The organism is Streptomyces adustus (assembly GCF_009377175.1).
In the GTDB taxonomy this organism is placed as follows: Bacteria; Actinomycetota; Actinomycetes; order Streptomycetales; family Streptomycetaceae; genus Streptomyces; species Streptomyces adustus.
Window position 1 is genome coordinate 1 of the sequence record NZ_VJZD01000088.1, and the last position, 23052, is coordinate 23052.

The following is a 23052-nucleotide window of genomic DNA, read 5'->3' on the forward strand; positions in this document are numbered from 1 at the left end:
CCCCAGCTCACCCCGCCCCGGCGGTGTGATGTGCTGCCTCGCGGACGGCGGGGACCAGGTCCGCGATCCGTTCGAGCTGGTCGCACTGGGAGCGCAGGTCCAGAGCGGCGAGCCGTACGACGATGTGCCGGGCGCCCGCGGCGACATACCGGTTCAGGCCCCCGAGCACTTGGTCGGCGGAGCCGGTGACCACGGCCTGGATCCGCTCCAGCTCCTCCAGTGGCATCCCGTAAACGGCCCGCGCGTAGGCGTCCAGCGCCCGGCGTCCGCTCTCGGCGTCGTCGTCGATCCGTACCGAGACGAACAGCGCGGCAGTGATGCCCTCGGCCGCCCGCCCGGCGTCGACGGCCGCCCGGCGGACCTGACGGAGGCCGGACGCGTAGTCGGCGGGGTCGGGCGGGTAGGGCAGCCATCCGTCGTACGACCGGCCGGTGCGGGCCAGCGCCGCGGGCGTCGCCCCGCCGAGCCAGACGGGCGGGCCGCCGGCTTGGTACGGCCTGGTCGTGGGCGGGATGCCGTCGAACCGGAGGATCTCGCCGTGGAAGGACTCGGCGCCGTCCCACAGGGCCCGCCACAGCGCGACGGTCTCGTCCAGGCGGGCGAAGCGCCTCTCCCACGGCAGTTCGGACAGCGCGTAGAGGGGCCGCCCGAAGCGGCCGGGGAACCCCGCGCCGACGGTCACGGTGAGCCGGCCGCCGGACAGCAGGTCGATCGACGCCAGTGACTGCGAGGCCTGCACCGGCCGCCGCAGGAACGGCATCAGCGCGGCCGTGCCCAGCGTCACGGCCTCGGTCGCCGGAGCGAGCGCCGCCAGCATCGTGAGTGCCTCGATGCGCGGGCTGATCAGGGAGTCGTTGACGAAGAGCGAGGAGAGGCCCAGGCGTTCGGCCTGTCGGCCGAAGGCGACCAGCTCGCGAGGGTCGTCGGCCGCGCCCCACTGGGCGGTCGCGGTCGGAAGCAGTACGCCGATGTCCATGTCGGCGATGTTCACGTCAGGTGCGGCCGACGACAATTCCCTGCGGGGAATGGCCCGCAACCCTCCGCCGCCGGTACAACGGGCCGGTGAACTTCCCCCGTGCGCTCCGCGAACGCCGCACCCGCCGGCATCTCAGCCAGCTCGACCTGGCGCTTCGGGCGGGCACCACCCAGCGCCATCTCAGCTTCATCGAATCCGGCAGGTCCGTCCCCGGCCGGAACATGGTCGTGCGCCTGGCCGAGTCGCTGGAACTGCCGCTGCGGGAGCGCAACGAACTGCTGCTGGCCGCGGGGTACGCACCCGCCTACCCCGAGAGCGCACTCGACGACCCGGCGCTGGCGCCCGTGCGCACGGCGATCGACCACATCCTCCGCGGGCACCTGCCGTATCCGGCGCTGGTGGCGGACCACGGCGGCACTCTGATCGCCGCGAACAGCGCGTTCGACCTGATCACCGAGGGGGCGGCGCCCGAGCTGGTCGGCCCGGGCACGAACATCTACCGGCTCGCCCTGCATCCCGACGGCCTGGCCCCCCGTATCCGCAATCTCGACGAATGGGCACGCCACATCCTGGTCCGCCTCGGCCATCTGGAAGAGTTGCGTGCCGAACTCGCCGCTTACGTGCCCCAGTTGGATGCGTCCTCCGGGCTGCTCGGCTTCGCGGTCCCGCTCCGCCTGCTGTCCTCGCACGGCGAGCTGCGCCTGATGACGACCGTGACCACCTTCGCCACCGCCGTCGACGTGACACTGGCCGAGCTCAAGCTGGAGGCGTTCCTGCCCGCCGACGCGGCGACAGCCGAGGCACTCGCGGCGTCGGCCGACGGACCGAGGGGTGTGGCCGCCGGACCAGCGGGCGCCGCTGCCGGACGGGAGGGCGCCGCTACGGCCGTGGATCAGCCGCCCGGGAACATGTAATCGGCCTTGATCCTGCCGTCGTCGTCGAGCACGAGCATCACCAGGCCGCCCCCCAGCACGTCGCCGGTCTCGGCGGACACCGTCTGCCAGTCGAACTTGACCACGTCGTCGAGGCGAACCGCGTCGGCGCGGGCCCGGAAGGTGAATCCCGCCTTCTCGACGAACTGTTCGTGGCTTCGCGTCACCCGGGCTTCGATGGCGTCGTACCCATGGGCCTCCAAAGTGCTGTGAGCGAAGCCGAGTTCCGCGGCGAGCTGCCTGATCCCCGCGGGTGGGTGAAGGACGTGTCTGCCGTCCTCGGCCCACAACCGCTCGATGGCCGCGCGCCGTTCGGCAGCGTCGGCCAGTGTCCATTGAGCCATGTAGCGGTCGGCCAGGTGCTGCGGGTCGATCTCGATCACGCGAATCTCCTTGCGGGGAAGGCCACTTGGGACCAAATCGTGCGATGCGCGGCGAAGACCGGTAATTCCCGGCGGGGAATGGGCTCCGGTCCGCCATCCCGTCGGACGGCCGGGCTGCATGAAGACCGACGCCATGGCCGCAGCGTGCCCGCAGGTTTTCCCCTTGTCCTCCGCCCGCCCTCCTGTTTATAGTCGAAGTGACTATTAAGGAGTCGCTCGTGAACTGGAACCTCAGCTGGACCGAAGCGCTCGGCTTCGCCACCGGCGCCCTCTGCGTCTGGCTGGTGGCACGGCAGCACATCGCCAACTGGCCGGTCGGCATAGCCAACAACGTCTTCTTCATCGTGCTTTTTCTCCAGGCCGGCCTGTACGCCGACGCCGGTCTCCAGGTCGTCTTCATCGCACTGGCCGCCTACGGCTGGTGGACCTGGGCCCGCGGCGCCGGACCGGCCACCGGCGACGTCCTGCCGGTGCGCCGCACCACAGGTGTCGAATGGGCCTGGCTCGCCGCCGCCGGAGTGCTGGGCACCGCCGCCCTCACCCTCCTGCTGGACCGGGCCACCGACTCCACCGTGCCGTTCTGGGACGCGCTGACCACCGCACTGTCCCTGACCGCCACCTACGGCCAGTGCCGCAAGCTGCTGGAGTCCTGGTGGCTGTGGATCGCCGCCGACCTGGTCTACATCCCGCTCTACGCCTACAAGGGCCTGTACCTGACCTCCCTGCTGTACGTCGGCTTCCTCGCCCTGTGCGTGGCCGGCCTCCTCGGCTGGCGGCGCACCCTCGTGGCAGCCGGCACCCACTCCGCGACGGCGGTGACCGCGTGAACGCCGCCGCCCGCCCGTACCGGCACGGCCTGGTGCTCGGCAAGTTCTATCCGCCGCACGCCGGCCACCACCACCTCGTCCGCACCGCACTCGCGCAGTGCGACCGGCTGACCGTCCTGGTCTGCGCGGCCTCCGTGGAATCGGTGCCGCTCGCCGACCGGGTGACCTGGATGCGCGAGGCCCACCCGGACGCCGAGGTCGTCGGCGCCGTCGACGACCACCCGGTCGACCTGCACGACCCCGCGGTGTGGGACGCCCACATGGCGGTCTTCCGCACGGCCGTCCCGGACCCGGTGGACGCCGTGTTCACCTCCGAGTCCTACGGCACCGAGCTGGCCCGACGGTTCGGCGCGGCCGAGGTCCTCGTGGACCTCGACCGCACCACGTACCCCGTCTCCGGCACGGCCGTGCGCAAGGACCCGGTGGGCTGCTGGGCGTACCTCGGCCCCGGCGTGCGCGCCGCCCTGACCCGGCGCGTGGTCGTCCTCGGCGCCGAGTCCACCGGCACCACCACCCTCTCCCGGGCCCTGGCCGACCACTACCGCGCACGCGGCGGCGTCTGGACGGACACCGGCTGGGTGCCCGAGTACGGGCGCGCGTTCAGCGAGGAGAAGCTGGCCGCGCTGCGCGCCACCGACCCCGGAGCCGACTGGACGGCGGTGGAGTTCACCTCCGAGGAGTTCCCGCTCATCGCCCGCCGCCAGGACGCCGACGAACAGCGGCCGGCCGGCGCCGGCTCCCCGGTGCTCTTCTGCGACACCGACTCCTTCGCCACCACGATCTGGCACGAGCGCTACCTCGGCGCGCCCAGCCCCGAGGTGGCGGCCGTCGCCGACCACACCCCGCGCCACCTGTACCTGCTCACCGACCACGAGGGCGTGCCCTTCGAGGACGACGGCCTGCGCGACGGCCCGCACCTGCGTCCGTGGATGACCGGCCGGTTCCGGACGGAACTGGAGCGCACCGGCCGCCGGTACCTGCTGGTCACCGGCGACCCCGAGCAGCGGCTGCGCACCGCCGTGGCGGCGGTGGACGCCCTGCTCGCCGAGGGCTGGCACTTCGCCGACCCGCTCCCGGAACACCGCTGACGACCGCCGTACCGCCCCTGCCCTCGACCACGGCCCGCTATCTGGCAACCGTGCGCTGCAAGGGGAGCAGGAACGCAACGACGAACAGGCCGAAGACGGTGATGGGCGAGAGCGAGAGAAGTCGCGCCGGACCATCCTCCAGCCAGTGCCGGTTGCCCCACCAGTTCGCGCAGACGTCCGTCACCATCACGGCGCCTGCCAGCCAGATCCCTGTTCGACGCACGAGTGTCACCAGCACGGCGACCAGCGGATCGAGGATCGCCAGGCTGACGAAGAATCCTCGCAGGGGAACCTGCGGAAACGCCGCGTAGGCATGGATGCCGTCACGCACCACATCGAGGATGTGAACGCAGGATCCTTCCAGAAACCCGATCAGGTACACCGCGAGAGCCCATCTCGCCCACAACGGTTGTCCGCCCCATCGTTCCCGCAGCTCGCACCCCACCGCGTCACCCTAGACGGTCGACGTGATCGGCGGACGTCCTCCGGCGGCGCCCGCTCGAACATCCGGGCCGGTGTGGAGGTCGAAGGGCGCGGCGCGAGCGGTGCGCCCCCGCGCGCCCCGCGCGACCTGCGGCCGGGACGGTTCTCCCCTCCCGGTGGGGGGAAGAAATGCCCACGATCCGGAGGAGGGTCCCGGTATGGGCAAGGATCTCGACACCGTTCCGCTGGCCCCTCGGCATCTGCCGCTGCTCGGGCACTCGGTGGCGTTGCTGCGCGACCGTCTGGGGTTCATCGCCTCGCTGCCCCGCCACGGTGATCTGGTGCGGCTGCGGCTCGGGCCGCACACCATGGTCCTGGTCTGCGACCCCGGCCTCGTCCAGGAGGCGCTGCGCGACGACCGCACCTTCGACAAGGGCGGCCCGTTCTTCGACCGGGCCAGGGAAGCCGTCGGGAACGGACTGGCGACCTGCCCGCACGGTCGGCACCGCAGGCAGCGCCGGCTGTGCCAGCCGGCCTTCCGGCCCGCGCGGCTGCCCGACTACGCGGCCGCGGTCACGTCCGCCGCGTACGAGACGACCGAGGCCTGGACCGACGGTGAGGTCGTCGACGTCAACCGGGCCATGCTCGCCATCACCAACCGGGCCCTGGCCACCACGATGTTCAGCAGCCGCCTGCCGGATACCACGACCCGTCAGATCGGGGAGGACGCCGAGACGATCATGTCGGGCGCGATGCGCCGCATGTTCGTCCCCGCCCCTTTCGACCGTGCGCCGACCCCGGGCAACCTCCGCTTCCAGCGCGCCCGGGCCCGCCTGCGGCAGACGGTCGCCGATGTCATCGCCTCCCACCGCGCCGACGGCAGCGACCACCAGGACCTGCTCTCCGCCCTCCTCCTGGCCGAGGAACCCGACGATCCGCAGGACGGGCCCGGGGCCCTGTCCGACGGGGAGATCGCCGACCAGGTCGTCACGTTCTTCATCGCTGGCACGGAGACCACGGCCGGACTGCTGTCGTGGGTCCTGTACGAGCTGGCCCGCCATCCCGACATCCAGGACCGGCTCCACGCCCACGTCACCCAGGTCCTGGCCGGCCGGCCGCCGCGCGCGGTCGACGTGCCCGAGCTGACCTACCTCACCCAGGTCATCACCGAGGCCCTTCGCCTGCACGCGATCACCTGGCTCGTCACCCGTACCGTCACCGAGGACACCAAGCTCGGTGGAACGCGTCTGCCGGCCGGTACCACGCTCGCACTGAGCCAGTACGCGGTCCACTGGAACCCACGCATTCACCCAAGGCCCCGTGACTTCGACCCCGACCGGTGGACCGAACAGCCCCCGGAACGCACCTCCTTCATCCCTTTCGGGTCCGGTCCGCGTCGGTGCATCGGCGACCGTTTCGCACTCCAGGAAGCCACGGTCGTCCTCGCCCTGCTGATCGGCTCGTGGAAGTTCACGGCGCTCACCGACCGCCCCGCGAGGATCGCCCTGTCCGCGGCCTGCGTCCCCCGCGACCTCCGCCTGCGCCTCGAAGCCCGACCGGCCCCCGGCAACAACGACGGCCACCCCACAGGCCGCCCGGTCCCTCCCCGACACCCTTAGGGTGCGCTTCCAAAGCCCGCCTGCCCGGCGACAGGCAACGCCGCCTTCCGCGCCGGCGCACAAGTACGCGCCGCGCGCTCACGAGAGACGGGTGCAGGCGCCGTCACGTGAAAGAGGCGATGGCGAAGACGGTCGTGCTCGCGTGCGTCCTGGTGCGGCGGTTACCGGCGTACACGCCACGGGAAGGAGCTACGCGGCCGCGGAAGCCGGGTGGGGGAGGGGGCGTGATGGTCAGGCCTGCGATGACGGCGGACCGGCCGGCCGTCGACGCGACGAGGTCGAAGACGTGATCAAGGAGCGGCAGGCCCGGGCGCTCGACGCCCTTCGGTCTGCCGACCTCCCGCCTGTCGCCACGGCGTTCCTGCGCCACCTTGCCGAGACCACCACCGTTCGCCCGGCCTGACCCCCAGGGAGGCTGTTCGCCATGGCAAGCCCGCCGAGGCACCCCATCTCCACTGCTGCCGCACCGCCGTCCCCGGGGACGGGACCGGCGCCGAGTCTGCTGTCCGCGGCCCGGACCGTCGTCCGTATCGCGGTGCGGGAGCCGTGGCTGAGCTGGCAGTTCATCAAGAACGACCCCTGGGCGGGCCTCTACCCCGGCGTGGTCTTCGCTCTGGCCATCGCCGTCAAGTACCACCAGCCACCAGGCCGCCTGGCCGTGACCGCGCTGGTATCGACCCTCTACTTCTGGCTCTACCTCTACACCTTCTGCCTCACCAACCAACTTGCCGGCCTGCGCGAGGACCGCCTCAACAAGCCCTTCCGCCCGCTGGTGAAGCAGTCGGTCACCACCCGCGGCGCGCTGGTGCGCACCACTGTCGCCTTCGCCGCGTTCCCGCTCCTCGGCTGGGCGCTGGGGGTGTGGCAGTGGGCGCTGCTCTGGCAGGCGATGACCCTGCTGCACAACCTCGGGGGCTCCCGGCACTGGATCGTCAAGAACGCCGTCATCGGCTTCGGCGTCCTGCCCATGCTCGGCGCCGCCTGGCAGCTGACCGCGCCCCTCACCGCCGACGCCTGGCGTTGGATGCTCGTCCTCGCCGTCGTGGTCTTCCTCCTCATCCCCGCCCAGGACCTGCGCGACCTCCACGGCGATGCCGCCGCCCACCGCGCCACCTTCCCCCTCGCCTTCGGTGAACCCCTCACCCGCCGCTGCCTCGCGGCCGGCTTCGCCCTCCTCCCGCTCGTCGACCACTTCCTCCTCATCCGCGCCACCACCCCGGCCACATGGTGCGCCGAAGCGGCCATCGCGGCCCTGTGCTGGACCATCGCCCGGCGCGTCCTCAACCACCGCACCCCCGCCTACGACCACCGCACATACCGCTACTTCGAGTACTGGTACGCGGCCATCCTCACCACGGCCTTCCTCACGCTCTGACCACTCCCGACCGGACCGACACCGGCCCGACCCAGTCGTCGGGCCTTGAGCGTTTGCGGCAGGATCAGGTGGAGGTGTCGAGCCTGTGCCGACTCGTGGTGCGAGACGGGCGTAGGCCAGGCTCCCGAAGAGGTCAGGCAGGCACTGTTGGCCCGGCGCGGGGCCGCCCGGCTTTGCCTGGCGACCAAGGACACCACTCTCGTCCAAGTGCTGAGAGCCCTGCGCGAGATACGCGGCCTGTCACTGGTCGAAGCCCGGCTGGCGGCCGCAGAGCTGAGTGGAGCCGGTCTGGTCGGCACGTACGTGGAAATGGCGCACCTGGCCGAAGGACTTCGCAGGCGGTCCATCGCGACGGCCGTTGCCCAGTGATCAGGGTGACGGCCGGCGAAGGTGCTCGGACGGGCGTCATTCCAAGGGCGCGGTATTCGGGGCTGAACATGGGTCGCTGCCCCACCCGCCCTTGCTCTCGGACGCAGCCTTCTCCTTCTCCCTGCGTTGGGCGGCCACGTCGGGGATGACGGCGACCGCTTCGGCGAAGCGGTCCTGACTGATGAGCAGTTCGGCCAGATCGGTTGCGGCCCGTGTGCCGGGCAGTCGGCGCAGGAGCGCGATCGCCTCCTCGACGCGGCCGTCCTGCGCGAGGAGCCCGGCGATGGTCAGCTCGCGGTCGTCGACCTCGTCGGCCGGCAGCGCCTCGACCTGTGCGATCGCTTCCCGGGCGCGTCCCGCCGCGCCGCCTCCACCAGCGTTTCGAGGCCGCCGCGTTCCAGGATCTCGTCCACGAGCCGTGGCAGGACACCGTCGAGGTGGGTCGACTGCCACTGAAGATCATCAGGATTCACGAGGGCACCCTAAACCTGTCGGGACGATGCCCCGGCCGTCACGTGCGGCAACGCGAAGACGGAGTCGGCCCGGATCTGTGTGATCCGGGCCGACTCCGCCACCGTTGTACGAGGTCGTCGGGCCCTGCCGTCAGACGGTTTCCTCGACCGGGTGCTCCTCGACACTGTGGGAGTCGGTGAGGCTCAGCGCGCCGCCGGCCGCGATCACGCCGACGACGACCGCGAGCAGGGCGTAGGTGATCCGCTCGCCGTGGAAGAACGACGCGACGAGGTCGCCGCTCCAGGTACCGGCGGGGAGCTGGGTGGTGACCAGCGCGGCGATCAGGGTGCCGACGACGGCGGTGCCGACGCTGGAGCCGACCTCCTGGGCGGTGTCGTTGAGCGCGGCGGCGATGGAGGTGCGGTTGCCCGGCATCGCGTCGACGAGCGCGACCGCGCAGATCGTCATCACGGTCCGCAGTCCCACGGTCATGAACACCATGCAGACGGCGATGGCCGCGTACCCGTGGTCGACGCCCCAGGCGAGACCCGCCAGCGAACCGGCCAGGCAGGCCGCGCCCACCAGGCAGGCGATGCGATGGCCGAAGCGGCGCGCGAGCCACTCGGACAGCGGAGTCGCGGCGAGCATCGTCACGATGATCGGCAGATTCGCCAGGCCGGCCCGCACCGGGCTCCACCCGTAGGCGTACTGGAAGTGGAGGATCAGCCCGAACATCACGCTGGCCATCGCGATGGACGTGCCGATCTGGGCGAGGGCGGCGCCGCGGACGGTGCCGTTCGAGAACAGGCGCAGGTCCAGCATGGGTGCCGCGCTGCGACGCTCGTGCCGGATGAACGCGATCGCGGCCACCACGGCGCCCGCGATCGACGCGAGGGTGGGCGCGGAGAGCCAGCCGTGCTCGACACCGCTGGTCAGCGAGTAGCAGGCGAGACCGATGGCGCTGACGCTCAGCGCGGCGCCCGGGATGTCGAGCGCGTCCTTGGTCAGGTCCTCCGGCCGGTCGGCCGGGACGCCGAGCCGGACGCCGATGCACGCGATCAGCGCGATCGGGGCGTTGACGAGCAGCAGCCACTCCCACCCCACATGGGCCAGCGCGGTGCCACCCAGCAGCGGTCCGAGGACGAAGCCGGACATGCCGACGACGATCATCACCGTCATGGCGCGCATCCTCAGGGCCGCGTCGTCGAACAGCCGGAAGACCAGGGAGTTCGTGATCGGGGCCATCGCCGCGGCGGCGATGCCGAGTACCGCCCGCAGGGCTATGAGCTCCCCAGCTGTGGTGACGAGGACGACACACAGGCTCACCGCGCCGAACGCGGCGAGCCCGACGAGCAGCACCCGACGCCGGCCGAGCCGGTCGGCCATCGACCCGGCGGTGAGCAGCAGCCCGCCGAAGGTCAGCGAGTACGCCCCGGTGACCCATTGCAGCGCGGTCGTCCCGCCGCCGAGGTCACGGCCGATCGTGGGCAGCGCGATCGACAGCAGCGTGTTGTCGACCATCTCGACGAAGAAGGCCAGGCAGAGGGCAGCCAGGGGAATCCACGCCGCGCGTAGGGAGGGATAGGTACGTGATGAGGGGGTTTGGAGCGTGGCGGTGGTCATGGCAATCAGTCCTCTTCATCGAACGACGTACGGTTATCGAACAACGTACGATGCGATACGATAGAACAGCGTTCGGTACAACGCAAGGACCGTGGAAAGGGAGCCATGACACGCCTGCAGAGCCGCTCGGGCGGAGGACGTCGACGGGCTTCGCACTCGATGGAGTCCGTGCTCACCGAGGCGGTGGCCCTGCTCGACGAGGCCGGGGCGCCCGCACTGACCTTCCGGGCGCTCGCACAGCGCCTCGGCGGCGGCGTCGCCAGCATCTACTGGTACGTGGCGAGCAAGGAGGAACTGCTCGACCGCGCCACCGACCACGTGGTGGGCGCGGTACTGGCCGACATCGAAGACCTTCCGGGCAGCGACGACCCGATCGACGACCTGCGCGCGATGGCCGTGACGCTGTTCGACGCGATCGTGCACCGACCCTGGCTGGGCGCCTACTTCATGCGCAACACCGACGTCCAGGGCAACTCCTTGCGCCTGTACGAGAGGCTCGGCCAGCAGACCCTTCGCCTGGATCTCACCGCACACCAGCGCTTCCATGCCGTGTCCGCGATCGTGGGGGTCGTCGTCGGCACCGCCGTCGACATGGGGCAGGAACCGCCCGAGGAGGTCCTTGACGGCGCCGTCAGCCGCGAGGAGTACCTCGGCCGCTTCGCCCAGACCTGGCGGGAGCTCGACCCCGCGGAGTTCCCGTTCGTGCACGAGATCGTCGACGAGTTCGACGGCCACGACGACGTCGACCAGTTCCGCTCCGCCCTGGAGCTGACGCTGACGGGCCTCCGGCTGCAAGCCGGAGCCTGAACGTCACATACGTCGTCGAGCTGTCGGGGGGCGGGTGCGCTCCTCGGCCACGCTGTGAGCGCACCCGCTTCCGCACGACTCAGCGGCCGGTGAGCGCCTTCAGCGTGGCCTCGGCCGTGGTGACGCTGGACTGGGGGTTCTGACCGGTGACGAGGTTGCCGTCCACGACGACGGTGTCACTCCACGGCGCCCCGGTCTCGACCACTGCGCCGCGCTCGCGCAGCAGGCTCTCCAGGAAGTAGGGGGTGTTCTCGCCCAGGCCTCCCTGGTTCTCCTCCGTGTCGGAGAACGCGGTGAGGGTGCGGCCGGCGAACGTGAAGCCGCCGTCCGGGGTCGTGGCGCTGAGCAGGGCGGCGACGCCGTGGCACAGTGCCGCGATGACCGTGCCCCGGCTGTCGGCCTCCTTGAGGAGCCGCCCGAGATCCGCGTCGTGGGCGAGGTCGGCCATGGGTGCGTGGCCGCCCGGGATGTAGAGCGCGTCGTACTCCGTCGCCTCCACCTCCGACAGCGCGAGCGGGTGGGACAGCCGGTCGGAGATGCTGTCGAGGTAGGCGCGGAACTCCTCGGCGTCGGTCTCGGACACTCCGCCGCGGGCGTCGAGGCTGAGCGCGTCGACCGTGGGGCGCACGGCCCCGGGGGTGGCGATGTCCACCTGCGCTCCGGCGGCGAGCAGCGTGCGGTGGGAGGCCGCGACCTCTTCCGCCCAGAAGCCGGTCGGATGGGTGGATCCGTCGGCGAGTTCCAAGCTGTCGGCGGCTGAGACGATCATCAGGATCTTCGACATGGAATGCCTGCTCTTCTCTGTGGACCACGTGGTGCATGTGAACTACGTGGTGAACGTGGTGGCTGTGCGCCGTGCCCCGGAGTGCCGCGGCGATCAGGACAACGGCAGGATTCATCACGGGCATGCCCCGATGCCGCCCTCCACTCATAAGGAATGTGATGGGTCGGGGTTGCGCGATTCTGGCGACTGTGCGCGGTCGGCACCGGGTTGCGCGAGCACGACCTGTCCACCGCGTCGGCCTTTAGAATGCGGTTGAACGAGACTTTCCATAAGTTCTGTGATGGGAGGAGGCGTCTTGCCCGGGCTGGACCTGCTGGCGACGTTTCTCGAGATCTACCGCACCGGATCGCTGTCCGCGGCGGCCGCGCGCCTGGGAGTCAGCCAGCCCGCGGTCACCGGTCAGCTGGCACGCCTGGAGGAGCAACTGGGGGAGCCGCTCTTCGTACGGTCGAGCAAGGGAGCGCAGCCGACACCTCGCGCCGCGGTGCTGGCCGCTCGCATCGGCGCCCATGTCGACGGGCTGCGCACCGCCCTCGCGCCCTCGCGGCAGCCGGGTGCGCTGAACGGGACGGTCCGGCTCGGTGGCGCGGCCGAGTTGATGTCGCTTCAGGTGCTTCCCGCGCTGGCGCCGCTCTCCGCCCGGGGACTGCGGATTCGGGTGACGTTGGGGCTTGCCGAGGAACTGCTGTCGGCGCTGGCCGACGCGCGGCTCGACCTGGTGGTCTCCGCGATCCGCCCACAGCGCGAGGATCTGCTGGTGACGACGCTGGTGGACGAGGAGTTCCTGCTCGTGGGGCCGCCCGCGCTGGCGCATGCCGTCGACCAGGAGCGGCTGTCCGCCGACCCGGTCGCCGCGCTGTCCCATCTGCCGCTGGTGGCCTACTCGGAAGACCTGCCGATCATCCGGCGATACTGGCGCACCGAGTTCGGGCGGCGGCCACCCAATCAGGTCGCGGTCGTCGTCCCGGACCTTCGTGCCGTGCTCGCCGCGGTGGCCTCCGGCATGGGGATCTCCGTGCTGCCCCGCTATCTGGTCGCCCCCGCGCTGGCCGCGGGTGAGGTGGCGCAGATGCACCAACCGGTGGTTGAACCGTTGAACACCCTGTACCTGGCGTCCCGGCGGGACGGTCCGGCGAGTCCGGTTCTCGCGGCCGTGTGGGAGCAGTTGACCCGGGCGGGGCAGGAGTGGGGAAGCCTTTGACGGTTTTGCCGCGTTTGTTCGATATTCCGCCGCTGAATTAAACTACCGGGTATGGATTCCCGCGCGATCCATCTCCCCGGGCTCACGAGCGGCTGAGGACCCGCCATGAGCGAGAGGATTGAGGGAGAAGTCGTCCGACGCGGCGACGCCGCCTACCACGACACCTGGTCGGCCATGCTCTGGAACGGCCTCAAGCCGCAGCGCTTCCCCGACCTCATCGTTCGCGTCGCCTCCGAACGCGACGTCCCGGTCGCCGTCCGGCTGGCCCGCTCCGAGGGCCACCGGATCGCTCTGCGCTCCCACGGACACAGCTGGTGCGGCTCACCGCTGCGCGACGGGGGCATGCTCATCGACCTCTCCGCACTCAACACATGCGAGATAGAACCGACTTCGCGCACCGCGACCGTCCAACCCGCGCTGAGCGGAGGTGAGTTCGTCGCCGCGCTCACCCCGCACGGCCTCGCCTTCCCGGCTGGGCACTGCGGGCCCGTCGCCCTCGGCGGCTATCTGCTCAGCGGCGGTCTTGGCTGGAACTCGGGCGCGTTGGGACCGGCGGCCGCGAGCGTGCGGGCCGTCGAGGTGGTCACGGCCGACGGCACCATTCTCACCTGCAACAACGAGGAGAACTCGGACCTGTTCTGGGCCGCCCGTGGCGCCGGACCCGGCTTCTTCGGCGTCGCCACCCGCTTCCAGGTGTCGCTGTACGACGCCCCGGCAGCGATCGCCGAGACCTCCTACGTCTTTCCGCTGGCCGACGCCGAGCCCGTGACCCGCTGGGCCACCGAGGCCGCCGAGCGGCTTCCGGCGAACGTCGAGGCGTCCTTCATGCTCGCGACCGCCTCCTCGGAGGGGACGACGGCGACGCCGAGACCCAAGACGATCAGCTTCACGGGCACCGCGTTCGCCCGCACGCCACAGGAGGCCGCCCGCTGCCTGGAGCCGCTGCGGGACTGCCCCCTGGCCGACCACGCCCTGGACCGGAAGACCGACCGGCCCACGACCTTCGAGGACCTGTACGAAACAGCGTCCCGTTCCTGGCACCAGGGCCACCGCAACGCCGTGGACACCCTGTGGTCGGACACCGCGTACACCACCCTGCTGCCCGCCCTCGCCGCCAAGGTCGCCGCCGCCCCGTCCGAGCAGTCACTGGTCCTCGCGCCCCTGTGGCCCGCCTCGCGCGACCGCACCCTCGCCGAGGGCATGGCCTTCCCGATCCTGGGCGAGACCTATCTCGCCCCCTTCGCGATCTGGGACGACCCCGCCGCGGACGCCGACAACACGCGCTGGCTGCGCGACACCATGCGCATCGTCGAGCCGTACGGAACCGGCCACTACATCGCCGAGACCGACCTCACGGCCGATCCCTCCCGGGCCGAGCGCTCGTACACCCCGGCCGGCTGGGAGCGACTGCGGCGACTGAGGGACGCGTACGACCCGGAGCACGTCTTCCACTCCTACCTCACGCCCTGACACCGGCCGGGACGTCCGCATCGAGTCGTGCGGGACGACCTCACCCGCCGCCGGCGAGCTCAGCGGAGCCGACGTACGCGCAGCACCACGTCGTCGGTGTGGTGCGCGCCGGCGCCGCCGTCGGGGGCGACGCGTGGCCGTTGCTCGTCGACCTCGATCTTCCAGTCGTCGGTGAGCAGGTCGGCGACCATCGAGGGCCAGACGTAGTCGGCCGGGTCGAAACCGCTGTCGTTGGCCTGCTGGTTCTCCATCCCCGCGTGGTGGACGAGCAGCAGGACGCCGCCGGGCGCGACGGCCGCGAGCAGTGCTCGCTCGGCCGCGGCGTCGGGGGTGCGCAGCAGGGCCGGATACTGCGCGGAGACCAGGTCGAAGGAGGCCTCCGGGAGCGCCGAACGGCTGAGTTCGGCGTGTATCCAGCGAACGGTGACGCCGGCGTCCCGCGCGTGCCCCTCCGCCCGCGCCAGCGCCACACCCGAGACCTCCAGTGCGGTCACGTCCCAGCCGTTACGCGCGAGCCAGACGGCGTCCGCGCCCTCACCGCAGCCGACGTCGAGCACACGCCCCGGTGCGAGCCCGGCGACCTCGGCCACGAGCGCGCCGTTGGGCCGGCCGCTCCATAGCTGCTGTCGATCGGAGTAGCGGTTGTCCCACTCCGCCCGCACGGCCGGGTCCCCGAGGTATCCGTCGGCGGGGGAGGAGTCGGGCGATCCTGTTGCGATGTTGTCGGTCACCGGCCCACCGTCGCCCATCGGGCCGCGACTCGGCCAGTACTGTTGCCGGTCCGGCAAAACGGCGAGCTCGGGGTGCCGCGGCGTCCAATTCGGAGGGGGCCGGCGTGGCTGATGGTGATGGCGCCGGCGAGTCGGTCTGGCTGCTGCTTGAGGGGGCCGGGGCAACGAGCCCAAGCCGATTGCCCGAGTTCCGTCGGTGCGTGATCATCACCGGGTGAACGGAGTCGAGGGTCTGATGCTGGAGAGGGTTGTGCAGACGTGCGCCGCCTTTCCGTCCCAATGGGATGCCTGGACGACGGAGGGCGCCTACCTGTTCCTGCACTACCGGCACGGTGAAGGCTGCGTCGAGCGGCATCCTGGCCCCGACGTCGACACACCGGACTCGTGGAATCAGGGCCTCTCGGAAGTCCTGACCCAGTGGGACGACGGCACCGGTCACGGAGTCATCAGTCTTGAAGCCTTCCTCGCGGCCGCCGGCTTGGCGTTGGCGCCGGGTGCGTCGGTGAGCTGATGTGGTCGGACGCGGTTCATGTGATGTGGCCCGACGGCCTACGCCGCCTTGAGTGACCGGCCGCTTGATCAGTCGTCGACCGGCCCGCTGGAGGATCTCGGAGAACTCGCCGTTCCCGGTCACAAGCTCCCTGCGCCGGGGGCTGGTTGAGGCGGCCCGCGAGTTCACGGAGTGCGTGTGCTCTCGGTCGTCATGGCCAGCAGTACCAGGGCGTCATGCTCGGCCGTTCCGGGCGGGGCCTGGTAGATAAGTATGCGTTGGCCGTCCCCGGCAGGCGTGAGCACCTCGTTGGTGAGCGTGATCGGGCCGAGTGACGGGTGCCGGAACGCGGTCTCGCCCGCGCGCTTGACCCACACTTCGTGCCGACGCCACAGCGCGGCGAACTCGCCGCTGGCCGAGGACAGTTCGTCGACCAGCGCGGCGGTGCGCTCGGGCGCGGTCAGTTCGGCGGTGTGCAGGTGCGCGACGCTGTTGCGGGCCACCCGGCCCCAGTCGGCGAACAGGGTCCGCGCGGTCGCGTGCAGGAAGGTGTAGCGGATCGTGTTGCGCTGTGCCGCCGGCCAGTCGCCGAGCCCGGGCATCAGGGCAAGACCCTCGGGATTGGCGGCCAGTACGTCGTTGACGTCGTCGAGTACGTAGGCCGGGCTGGGGCGGACCGACTCCAGCAGCAGCCGCAGGCCGGGACTGGCCGGCCGCGGATCGGCGGGTCGGCGGCGCGGTGTTCGTCCTGCGACCTGGTCGGCAAGGCCGAGCAGGTGGGCGTGTTCGTCGGCGGTGAGACGCAGCACCCGGGCCAGTGCGCTCAGCACCGCGTCGCTCGGCGCGGTCTCCCGGCCCTGCTCGATCCGGACGTAGTAGTCCACGCTCACCCCGGCCAGCGCGGCCAGTTCCTCGCGGCGCAGCCCGGGTGTGCGCCGGGCGCCCGGCCCGGTGGGCAGCCCGACATCGGACGGGCCGATCCGACCGCGCCGGATCCGCAGGAAGTTGGCCATCGGGTTCACAGTCGCGAGTCTCCCACGGGCGCCCCCGCTCCTGGGTGGCCGTGTCACACCCAGGAAGCACGCGGCCTGCCGCGGAACCGATCCGGCGGTGCAACCTCGGAACATGACTGACGCGATCATCATCGGTGGCGGCTCCGGCATGGGTCTTGCCCTGGCCCGGACCCTGCTCGCCGAGGGTATGGATGTGACCATCGTCGGCCGCAGTGCCGACCGACTGACGACGGCCCGGGCGCAACTGGAGCGTGCCGGGCACGGGAAGATCGGCACCGTTGTTGCCGACATGGGGCGGGAGGAGGACGTGGCCGCACTGTTCGCCCAGGTGGAGCGGGTGGATCACGTCGTGGTCACCGCGGCCGACGCGACCGGCGTGTACGGCCGGAGCGCCGACATCACCACCGCGACCGCCCGGTCCGTCGTCGACACCAAGCTGCTGGGTGCCTGGCTGGTCGGCAAGTACGCGGGTGGGCGGGTCACCGGTTCGATCACGTACACCTCGGGCATCAACGCGTACCGGCCGAACGGGTCGAACACGATCATGGCCGCGGCCAACGGAGCCCTCGCTTCGCTGGCTTACGGGCTGGCGATCGAGCTGGCACCCGTGCGCGTCAACGTGGTCTCTCCCGGCTGGGTGGACACCGCCCTCTGGGACCAGCTCGGCATGGACAAGGAGGCGGCCTTCGCCGAGCTGGCCGAGCGGCTGCCGGCCCGCCGCGTCGGCACCCCCGACGACATCGCCCAGGCGTTCTCGTCGGTGATGCACAACGGCTTCATCACCGGAACCGTGCTGCATGTGGACGGAGGACACCGCATCACCTGACCCGGTACCCGCGGCCGGTGGCCGGGGTCACCCGGCGAGCCGGGACGCCTTGGTGCAGGCCTTGGATCCCTCGCACCTCCGAAGAGCCGCCAGTGTCGCGTGCAACCTGGCGCGTTGGCTCTCGGTGAGGGCTGACGCACGAGCGGCCTGGCGCCAGTCGTCCACCTGCTCACCGTGCAGGATCGGGGCCAGGCGGTCTGTTTACCCGGGTGCAGCCGGTGGTCGCCCATGTGGAAGCCCTTGTCGGAGCTGAAGACGATGTAGGTGTTGTCGGCGATGTCCTTGGCCTTCAGCTCACCGCGCAGATGCCCGATCATGTCGTCCACCGCCTGCACCGAGCGCACCCGCTCGGCGAACTGCTGGTCGATCGACCGCTTCTCCTGGTCGGACAGCGGCATCAGCGCGTCCTGCCACTTCGGCTTCGGCGCGGACGGGGTGTCCTAGGCGGCCGGCCCCACACCTATGGCGGGTGCGTACCGGGCGGCGGTGTCGTTGACCATGCATGAAGACGTGTCCTCCAGGGATCGGGCATCCACCGACGGACCGTAGGGAGCGAAATTGTGGAATCTCTGTGGTGCGGGGGAACCGATGAGTCCGTCGTCCTCGGCCGGTCTACCTGGCGATACGACCCGTCCCGACAGGAGTGCCATGTCCACCATCCAGCCCGTGATCCTGACTGCCGACCTCGACGTCCTGCTCGGCTTCTATACGAAACTGTTCGGCGCCGAGCAGATCTTCCGGGTACCGGAGGAGGGCCCGGCCTTCTACGTCGGCCTGCGCATCGGCGACACCGACCTCGGGCTGGTGGCCAGGACGGACCTGGGGGCCGGGGCGGCGCCGCGGTTGCTGCTGAGCATCGCCGTCGACGACGTCGACGAGACGCTCGGCCGGGTGGAGGCGCTGGGCGGCTCGGCCGGCGGCGCCCCCAACGACATGCCGTGGGGGCAGCGCGTCGCCCACATCCAGGACCCCGACGGCAACCCGGTGAACCTCACCCAGCCGATCTCGGGCACGGGGTTCGGTCAGGGAGTGTGATCGGGCTCGATGCCCGGGGAGCCGACTGGGCTCCGGGCGACTTCTTCACCTGCTGGCAGGCCATTGCCGCCGGCGGCGACGCGAAGACGGGGGCGGCGGCCGGTAGCCGGCAGCCGTTCGGCTCGACCTCGGCCCCGGGTATGACAAGGCCGCTGCTTCGTGTGAAGCAGCGGCCTTGTCGTGTGATGCCTGCGGTGGGCGGGGTACGCCCGGCACTGGTTGTTTTAGTACCAGTGGTGGGTCTGCCAGAAGTCCCAGGCCTGCGCGGGGCTGCCGTAGCGGGAGTTCATGTAGTCCAGGCCCCACTTGATCTGGGTGGCGGGATTGGTCTTCCAGTCGGAACCGGCCGAGGCCATCTTCGAGCCGGGCAGGGCCTGGACCAGGCCGTAGGCGCCCGACGAGGAGTTGGTGGCGGTGTGGTTCCAGCCGCTCTCGTGGGTGACGATCTTGTTGAAGGCTGCGTACTGGGCCGCGTCCGGGATCATCCGGTGCGCGATCGTCTGGGCGGAGGAGGCGGACGTCGTGGCGGCCTGCGCGGGGGCCGCGGTCAGGGCCAGGCCCGCGGTGGCGGCGGCGATGGCGGTCACGGCGAGGGCCTTCTTCGGGCTGGCGATGCGGCGGATGGCGGAGACGGACACAGAGAACCTCGTTCTTCGGGGACAGGGGGTCGCTCGCTCGCCGGATCCGGGTGGTGCGGGTGGTGCGTGGGTCCTGGCATGCGGAGGCACCGTGACCCCTGGGGGGCCGTGGTGCCTGGCGACGTCCTCAAGACAACCAGCCCCGACCGATGTCCGCAATGACCCCTTTTACTAGTTGTGGCCGCATTCGGGCTGTCGAGGTCTTGTGTGAGCTGGCTCTCAATCCGCAGGTCAAGGCATGGATGCGCGTCTAAACATGTGGCTTTTCGTCCACTATCGCGGGTAGTGGGTGACGTGCGTCATGTGGGGTGCTTCACCGGTTCCGCGACGCTGTGTGCGCGGAGGTTCACAGTGCGGGTGCGCGCCTCGGCTCGGCTGCGTGAGCAACAGCCGTGACCGGATACGACGCGCCCCGCGGCGTTCAAGTGCTGGGCGACTACCGCTAAGGCTGCTCCCCGCCCAGGGCTGATGTGCTGTCGTGGCCGCCCCAGCCGCCGGGGGTGCGCCACAGGACGTGGACGCCGAAGACGTCGCGCAGGGTGTCGGTGGACCAGTCCTCGGCGGGCGGTTCGGTCAGGACCAGGTACAGGCGGTCGGCCGGGGCGGGCAGGGTGTGGTTGATCTCCAGGAGGCGGGCGGCTCCCGAGCGGAGGTCGGCGTAGGCGGAGTGGCCCGCGCCGAGGATCTCGTAGAGGAAGTGGCCGTCCTCGTCGGCGCGGCTGACGTCGACGACCGGTGAGTCGGTCGGCTGGAGGTCCGCCCACAGCAGGTCGGACATCAGGGCGTGGCGTACCGCCTCGTGCTTCTTGCACCTGCGGTCGGCGGCGGCCGCCGTCTCCAGCGTGTCCAGGAGGCCCTTCGGCGTGGGTGCCGGGATGGCGGGCAGGTCTTCGACGGGCGTCATGGGCTCGGCTTCCTCATGTGCGGCCTGCGGTGCGGCCGGTACGGATGCGGTGTTCGGCTCGGGCTGGACGGTCAGGCGCCCGCGCAGCGTCTCGTGGGCCTCGGCCAGGGGCTGGGTCCAGCCGGTGCGTGACAGGTCCGCGCGGAGCCGCCGGCCGTCGAGGGTGTTGTCCTTGAGGGCGCGGTTGGTGGTGGTCGCCAGGTCGCGCAGCAGATTCAGCCGGTGTTTGTCCGGGGAGCCGAGCACGCGCCGTACGTCCACCCAGTCCGCCTGGTCGCGACGCAGGACGCGGTTGGCCATGCCCTTGAGTTCGGAGAGGCGTTCGCGGGCGTCGTCCGGCACGGAGCCGTCCTCGCCGGTCAGTTCGTCCAGGACGCCGAGCGCTGCCACGTAACGTTCGGCCATCCTGGGCGAGATGGGCTGGCGTCCGCGCTGGTCCGCGGTGAGCAGGCAGTGGTGCCGGTCGTGGGCGAGCACCCAGCAGTCCAGTTCGTCGCCGGTGTGCGGGGGAGTGGAGCCGTGGCGGACGGCCAAGGCCAGGGGCACGTCGGTGAGCGGCGAGAGGGCTTCGACCCGGTAGCGGCCGCCCGGTCCGGGGCCCAGGACGCGGACCCGGAAGTCCGTTCCGATCTCGGGGAGTTCACCGTTCGTCATGGCGGGTCCGCTCTGGACGGTCGGGGGTGTGGTGGTGTCGTCGATGTGCGTGAGGGCCTCGGGGAGCGGGGAGGTGTGCAGGACCGTCAGGCTCTGGGTACTGCGGGTGAGCGCGACGTAGAGCTGGCGCAGGCCGGCCGGGCCGCGGTCGGCGATGGTGGCGGGTTCGACGACGAGGACGTGGTCGTACTCCATGCCCTTGGCCTGGGCGGCGGCCAGGATGGACAGGGCTTCGCGTTGTTCGTCGCCGATGCCGGTGGCTTCGCGCAGGTGGCGGCTGATCTCGTCGAGCCAGCGGGAGTCGTCGGGGACGATGACGGCCACGGAGCGCAGGGTGTCGCCGTCGGTGGTGCCGAGCAGCCGGGCGGCGTGCTCGACGGTGTCGTCGAGAAGGTTCCACGGGTCGGTCGCCAGCGTCCGGACGGCTCCCTCGCCGGCTTCGCGGATGGCCCGCGGGTACGGCAGCGCGGGCGCGACCGTGCGGGCCAGGGGCGCGACGAACTTCATGATCTCCGCGGGAACGCGGTAGCTGGTGTTCAGCTCGGCGACGCGCCAGTCGCCCTGGTCGGACAGCAGCGCGCCGAGCCGGTCCCAGTCGGTGTAGGCGTGCGGGCCGGTGGCTTGGGCGAGGTCGCCGAGGACGGTCATGGAGCCGTTCACCGCGGAGCGTCTGCGCAGGGAGCGGGCCTGCATGGGCGTGAGGTCCTGGGCCTCGTCGACGACGATGTGCCCGTAACGGCGCGGGCTCTCACCGGTGATGAGGAATTGCAGTTCCTCCAGGCAGACGTGGTCGTGGAGGGTCCAGGGGTCGGCGTCGGCCTTGTCGGCCCGGGGCCGGTGCAGGGCGGCCTGCTCCGGGGCTTCGAGTACGCCGTCGGCGCAGGCGTGCAGCAGGGCGGGGGAGTCGTACAGGCTGCGCAGCGTCTCCCGGGCGCCGGGGGACGGCCAGACGCGGTCGATCAGGCGCTCGACCTGACGGTTGCGTTCCAGGTCGCGGCGGATGGTGGTGTCGCGGCTGCGGCGCGGGGCGACGGCGACGAGTTCCTGGAGGAGACGGTCGACGAGCAGGCTGCGGAAGCGGTCGCGGCGCTCACGGTAGGAGCCCTCGCCTGAGCGGACGTCCGTCAGCAGGTCGAGGACCTCGGAGCGCGGGATGCGCAGGGTGGTGCCGCCGGCGGTGACGGTGAACTCAGGTTGGGCGTCCTTGTAGGAGGGGGTGGTGGTGAAGTCGTCGACGGCCTCGGGACGGCACTCCCGCTCGACCCGCCTGCGCAGCACGGCTGCCATGCGTTCGTCGGACTTGACCATCTGCGCCTGGGGGCTGTCGGTGCCCAGGATCTCGCCGTCCCACAGACGGGATAGCTGCACGGCGTTGACGTCGCGGGTGCCGAGGGTGGGCAGCACCTGGCTGACGTAGTCGAGGAACTGCTGGTGGGGGCCGATGACGAGGATGTCCTGCGCGGTGAAGTGCTCGTTGTTGACGAGCCAGGTCACACGGTGCAGACCCACCGCGGACTTGCCGGTGCCCGGCCCTCCCTGTACGACGAGGATGTCCGCGGGCGAGCCGGTGACCAGGGCCATCTGGTCGCGGCGGATGGTCTCGACGATGTCGCGCATGCTGCCCCTGCGGGAGCGTTGCAGCTCCCGCAGCAGGAAGTCGTCGGGCTGCTGTGGCCTCTGCCGGTGCAGGCGGGCGACATCGGTCGGGGTGAGAGCCGGCGGCGTGGTCCTCGCCGGCTGCCCCACGGCCTCGGCCGTGCCCTTCGCGGCGTCCTGTCGCCCCGCGTCGTCCGGAGCCTGCCGCGGGGAGGGCAGGACGACACTGATGTCGTCGGCATAGCCGTCCACGCGCTGCCCCGTGCAGCGCAGTTGCCGGCGCAGAACGACCTCGCCCGGAGCCTCGGGCAGCGCCTGCGCCCACTTCCTCGCCTGCGGGGTGGTCCACAGCACCACCACGGTGTCGCGGGTGTGGACATCGGAGACGGCACGCCGTCCGACGTACCAGGTGTCCGGCTCCCCGCCGGGCGGGTCCTGGACGTCGACCCGGCTGATGACCAAAGAGGCGTCCCCGAGACCGCCGTACGCGGCGGCCTTGTCCTCGGCGTCCATGCGGTTGGCGACGCTGTCCTTGCCGCTGGCGGAGGCCGAGGCTATCGAGTCCCCGCCCAGTTCGGCCAGCCGCTCGTGATAGCAGCCGTAGGCGCGATCCACCGCCTTCTGCTCGACGGCGATGATCTCGTCCCGTGTGCTGGTGCTCATGTGCTTGCTTGTCCCCTCCCCTGCGGCACCCCGGAAGGCGCCGCGCCGGGCACAGGCCCGGTCCCCAGCGAAAGACATATCAGACCCGGCGAGCATTCCGGGCGTACAGCCACGGAATTGACGACCGGTCAGGAACTGCGGAACCGCCCCCGAACCAGTGGCGTCCCCGTGG

General features: G+C 71.1%; 23 protein-coding genes and 1 pseudogene. 13 read left to right on the forward strand and 11 right to left on the reverse strand.

Annotated features, from left to right (window positions below; genetic code table 11):
• Nucleotides 1-7 precede the first annotated feature (7 nt).
• Nucleotides 8-976: an LLM class flavin-dependent oxidoreductase gene (locus tag FNH09_RS21870; RefSeq protein ID WP_152890557.1), complete on the reverse strand. Its 969-nt coding sequence runs from the start codon at nucleotides 974-976 to the stop codon at nucleotides 8-10.
• Between the two features lie 86 nt (nucleotides 977-1062).
• Between FNH09_RS21870 and FNH09_RS21875 the strand changes: the two genes are divergently transcribed.
• Complete coding sequence (locus FNH09_RS21875) at nucleotides 1063-1890, forward strand: MmyB family transcriptional regulator (protein ID WP_162468910.1); 828 nt, start codon at nucleotides 1063-1065, stop codon at nucleotides 1888-1890.
• Here the strand turns inward: FNH09_RS21875 and FNH09_RS21880 are convergent.
• On the reverse strand, nucleotides 1869-2291 hold the full coding sequence (locus tag FNH09_RS21880; RefSeq protein WP_162468911.1) for a hypothetical protein: 423 nt from the start codon (nucleotides 2289-2291) through the stop codon (nucleotides 1869-1871). The genes FNH09_RS21875 and FNH09_RS21880 overlap by 22 nt on opposite strands.
• A 218-nt stretch (nucleotides 2292-2509) precedes the next feature.
• Between FNH09_RS21880 and pnuC the strand changes: the two genes are divergently transcribed.
• Complete coding sequence (gene pnuC / locus FNH09_RS21885; RefSeq protein WP_420802771.1) at nucleotides 2510-3118, forward strand: nicotinamide riboside transporter PnuC; 609 nt, start codon at nucleotides 2510-2512, stop codon at nucleotides 3116-3118.
• Entirely contained in the window at nucleotides 3115-4206 is a 1092-nt protein-coding gene (locus FNH09_RS21890) for an AAA family ATPase (RefSeq protein WP_338017641.1), read from the forward strand. Before pnuC ends, FNH09_RS21890 begins: the two co-directional genes overlap by 4 nt.
• A gap of 37 nt (nucleotides 4207-4243) precedes the next feature.
• Here FNH09_RS21890 and FNH09_RS21895 read toward each other — a convergent pair whose 3' ends face one another.
• A complete protein-coding gene (locus FNH09_RS21895; protein ID WP_338017642.1) occupies nucleotides 4244-4588 on the reverse strand; it encodes a hypothetical protein in 345 nt (114 codons plus the stop codon).
• 259 nt (nucleotides 4589-4847) lie between these two features.
• Between FNH09_RS21895 and FNH09_RS21900 the strand changes: the two genes are divergently transcribed.
• The 3 genes from FNH09_RS21900 (at nucleotide 4848) to FNH09_RS47135 (ending at nucleotide 7992) form a co-directional block, all read left to right on the forward strand.
• Complete coding sequence (locus FNH09_RS21900; protein WP_152890562.1) at nucleotides 4848-6248, forward strand: cytochrome P450; 1401 nt, start codon at nucleotides 4848-4850, stop codon at nucleotides 6246-6248.
• A 424-nt stretch (nucleotides 6249-6672) separates the two neighbouring features.
• Nucleotides 6673-7623 carry a UbiA family prenyltransferase gene (locus tag FNH09_RS21905; protein WP_152890564.1) on the forward strand — a complete coding sequence of 317 codons (951 nt, stop codon included), beginning with the start codon at nucleotides 6673-6675 and terminating at the stop codon, nucleotides 7621-7623.
• Between the two features lie 207 nt (nucleotides 7624-7830).
• Nucleotides 7831-7992, forward strand: coding sequence for a hypothetical protein (locus FNH09_RS47135; protein ID WP_162468909.1), 162 nt, complete (start codon nucleotides 7831-7833; stop codon nucleotides 7990-7992).
• Nucleotides 7993-8028: 36 nt separating this feature from the next.
• On the opposite strand, the gene FNH09_RS47140 is transcribed toward FNH09_RS47135, so the two are convergent.
• Entirely contained in the window at nucleotides 8029-8445 is a 417-nt protein-coding gene (locus tag FNH09_RS47140; protein ID WP_162468912.1) for a hypothetical protein, read from the reverse strand.
• 150 nt (nucleotides 8446-8595) lie between these two features.
• Nucleotides 8596-10068 carry an MFS transporter gene (locus FNH09_RS21920; RefSeq protein ID WP_152890570.1) on the reverse strand — a complete coding sequence of 491 codons (1473 nt, stop codon included), beginning with the start codon at nucleotides 10066-10068 and terminating at the stop codon, nucleotides 8596-8598.
• Nucleotides 10069-10227: 159 nt separating this feature from the next.
• Between FNH09_RS21920 and FNH09_RS21925 the strand changes: the two genes are divergently transcribed.
• Nucleotides 10228-10875, forward strand: a complete 648-nt coding sequence (locus FNH09_RS21925) for a TetR/AcrR family transcriptional regulator (RefSeq protein WP_152890619.1) — start codon at nucleotides 10228-10230, stop codon at nucleotides 10873-10875.
• A gap of 79 nt (nucleotides 10876-10954) precedes the next feature.
• Here the strand turns inward: FNH09_RS21925 and FNH09_RS21930 are convergent, their stop codons facing one another.
• A complete protein-coding gene (locus tag FNH09_RS21930) occupies nucleotides 10955-11659 on the reverse strand; it encodes a type 1 glutamine amidotransferase domain-containing protein (protein ID WP_152890572.1) in 705 nt (234 codons plus the stop codon).
• Nucleotides 11660-11954: 295 nt separating this feature from the next.
• On the opposite strand from FNH09_RS21930, the gene FNH09_RS21935 reads away from it, so the two are divergent.
• Together FNH09_RS21935 and FNH09_RS21940 are read left to right on the forward strand one after the other, a co-directional pair.
• Nucleotides 11955-12860, forward strand: coding sequence for a LysR family transcriptional regulator (locus tag FNH09_RS21935; protein ID WP_152890574.1), 906 nt, complete (start codon nucleotides 11955-11957; stop codon nucleotides 12858-12860).
• Between the two features lie 105 nt (nucleotides 12861-12965).
• The gene (locus FNH09_RS21940; protein ID WP_152890576.1) at nucleotides 12966-14330 is read left to right on the forward strand and encodes an FAD-binding oxidoreductase; all 1365 of its coding nucleotides are present in this window, start codon (nucleotides 12966-12968) and stop codon (nucleotides 14328-14330) included.
• 59 nt (nucleotides 14331-14389) lie between these two features.
• Here FNH09_RS21940 and FNH09_RS21945 read toward each other — a convergent pair whose 3' ends face one another.
• Nucleotides 14390-15061, reverse strand: a complete 672-nt coding sequence (locus FNH09_RS21945) for a methyltransferase domain-containing protein (RefSeq protein ID WP_162468913.1) — start codon at nucleotides 15059-15061, stop codon at nucleotides 14390-14392.
• Between the two features lie 214 nt (nucleotides 15062-15275).
• On the opposite strand from FNH09_RS21945, the gene FNH09_RS21950 reads away from it, so the two are divergent.
• A complete protein-coding gene (locus FNH09_RS21950; protein ID WP_338017643.1) occupies nucleotides 15276-15572 on the forward strand; it encodes a hypothetical protein in 297 nt (98 codons plus the stop codon).
• A 164-nt stretch (nucleotides 15573-15736) separates the two neighbouring features.
• On the opposite strand, the gene FNH09_RS21955 is transcribed toward FNH09_RS21950, so the two are convergent.
• Nucleotides 15737-16564, reverse strand: coding sequence for a helix-turn-helix domain-containing protein (locus FNH09_RS21955; protein WP_152890580.1), 828 nt, complete (start codon nucleotides 16562-16564; stop codon nucleotides 15737-15739).
• Between the two features lie 112 nt (nucleotides 16565-16676).
• Here FNH09_RS21955 and FNH09_RS21960 point away from each other — a divergent pair, with 112 nt between their 5' ends.
• Nucleotides 16677-17390 carry an SDR family oxidoreductase gene (locus FNH09_RS21960; protein ID WP_152890582.1) on the forward strand — a complete coding sequence of 238 codons (714 nt, stop codon included), beginning with the start codon at nucleotides 16677-16679 and terminating at the stop codon, nucleotides 17388-17390.
• A 242-nt stretch (nucleotides 17391-17632) separates the two neighbouring features.
• On the opposite strand, the pseudogene FNH09_RS48740 reads toward FNH09_RS21960, so the two are convergent.
• Nucleotides 17633-17707: pseudogene (locus FNH09_RS48740) on the reverse strand (hypothetical protein); the annotation flags it as partial.
• Between FNH09_RS48740 and FNH09_RS49555 the strand changes: the two are divergent.
• Complete coding sequence (locus FNH09_RS49555; RefSeq protein ID WP_274390254.1) at nucleotides 17706-17834, forward strand: hypothetical protein; 129 nt, start codon at nucleotides 17706-17708, stop codon at nucleotides 17832-17834. The pseudogene FNH09_RS48740 and the gene FNH09_RS49555 overlap by 2 nt on opposite strands.
• A gap of 204 nt (nucleotides 17835-18038) precedes the next feature.
• Nucleotides 18039-18425: a VOC family protein gene (locus FNH09_RS21970; protein ID WP_152890584.1), complete on the forward strand. Its 387-nt coding sequence runs from the start codon at nucleotides 18039-18041 to the stop codon at nucleotides 18423-18425.
• 224 nt (nucleotides 18426-18649) lie between these two features.
• Here FNH09_RS21970 and FNH09_RS21975 read toward each other — a convergent pair whose 3' ends face one another.
• Both FNH09_RS21975 and FNH09_RS21980 read right to left on the reverse strand, forming a co-directional pair.
• Nucleotides 18650-19063 carry an aggregation-promoting factor C-terminal-like domain-containing protein gene (locus FNH09_RS21975; RefSeq protein WP_162468914.1) on the reverse strand — a complete coding sequence of 138 codons (414 nt, stop codon included), beginning with the start codon at nucleotides 19061-19063 and terminating at the stop codon, nucleotides 18650-18652.
• Nucleotides 19064-19505: 442 nt separating this feature from the next.
• On the reverse strand, nucleotides 19506-22880 hold the full coding sequence (locus tag FNH09_RS21980) for a helicase domain-containing protein (protein WP_152890588.1): 3375 nt from the start codon (nucleotides 22878-22880) through the stop codon (nucleotides 19506-19508).
• Nucleotides 22881-23052: the final 172 nt, after the last annotated feature.

Bases quoted from the DNA above. Each gene is read 5' to 3' on its own strand.
- FNH09_RS21870 (WP_152890557.1), bottom strand. From the start codon at position 976: ATGGACATCGGCGTACTGCTTCCGACCGCGACCGCCCAGTGGGGCGCG.
- FNH09_RS21900 (WP_152890562.1), top strand. From the start codon at position 4,848: ATGGGCAAGGATCTCGACACCGTTCCGCTGGCCCCTCGGCATCTGCCG.
- FNH09_RS21905 (WP_152890564.1), top strand. From the start codon at position 6,673: ATGGCAAGCCCGCCGAGGCACCCCATCTCCACTGCTGCCGCACCGCCG.
- FNH09_RS21920 (WP_152890570.1), bottom strand. From the start codon at position 10,068: ATGACCACCGCCACGCTCCAAACCCCCTCATCACGTACCTATCCCTCC.
- FNH09_RS21925 (WP_152890619.1), top strand. From the start codon at position 10,228: ATGGAGTCCGTGCTCACCGAGGCGGTGGCCCTGCTCGACGAGGCCGGG.
- FNH09_RS21930 (WP_152890572.1), bottom strand. From the start codon at position 11,659: ATGTCGAAGATCCTGATGATCGTCTCAGCCGCCGACAGCTTGGAACTC.
- FNH09_RS21940 (WP_152890576.1), top strand. From the start codon at position 12,966: ATGAGCGAGAGGATTGAGGGAGAAGTCGTCCGACGCGGCGACGCCGCC.
- FNH09_RS21955 (WP_152890580.1), bottom strand. From the start codon at position 16,564: ATGGCCAACTTCCTGCGGATCCGGCGCGGTCGGATCGGCCCGTCCGAT.
- FNH09_RS21960 (WP_152890582.1), top strand. From the start codon at position 16,677: ATGACTGACGCGATCATCATCGGTGGCGGCTCCGGCATGGGTCTTGCC.
- FNH09_RS49555 (WP_274390254.1), top strand. From the start codon at position 17,706: ATGTCGTCCACCGCCTGCACCGAGCGCACCCGCTCGGCGAACTGCTGG.
- FNH09_RS21970 (WP_152890584.1), top strand. From the start codon at position 18,039: ATGTCCACCATCCAGCCCGTGATCCTGACTGCCGACCTCGACGTCCTG.
- FNH09_RS21980 (WP_152890588.1), bottom strand. From the start codon at position 22,880: ATGAGCACCAGCACACGGGACGAGATCATCGCCGTCGAGCAGAAGGCG.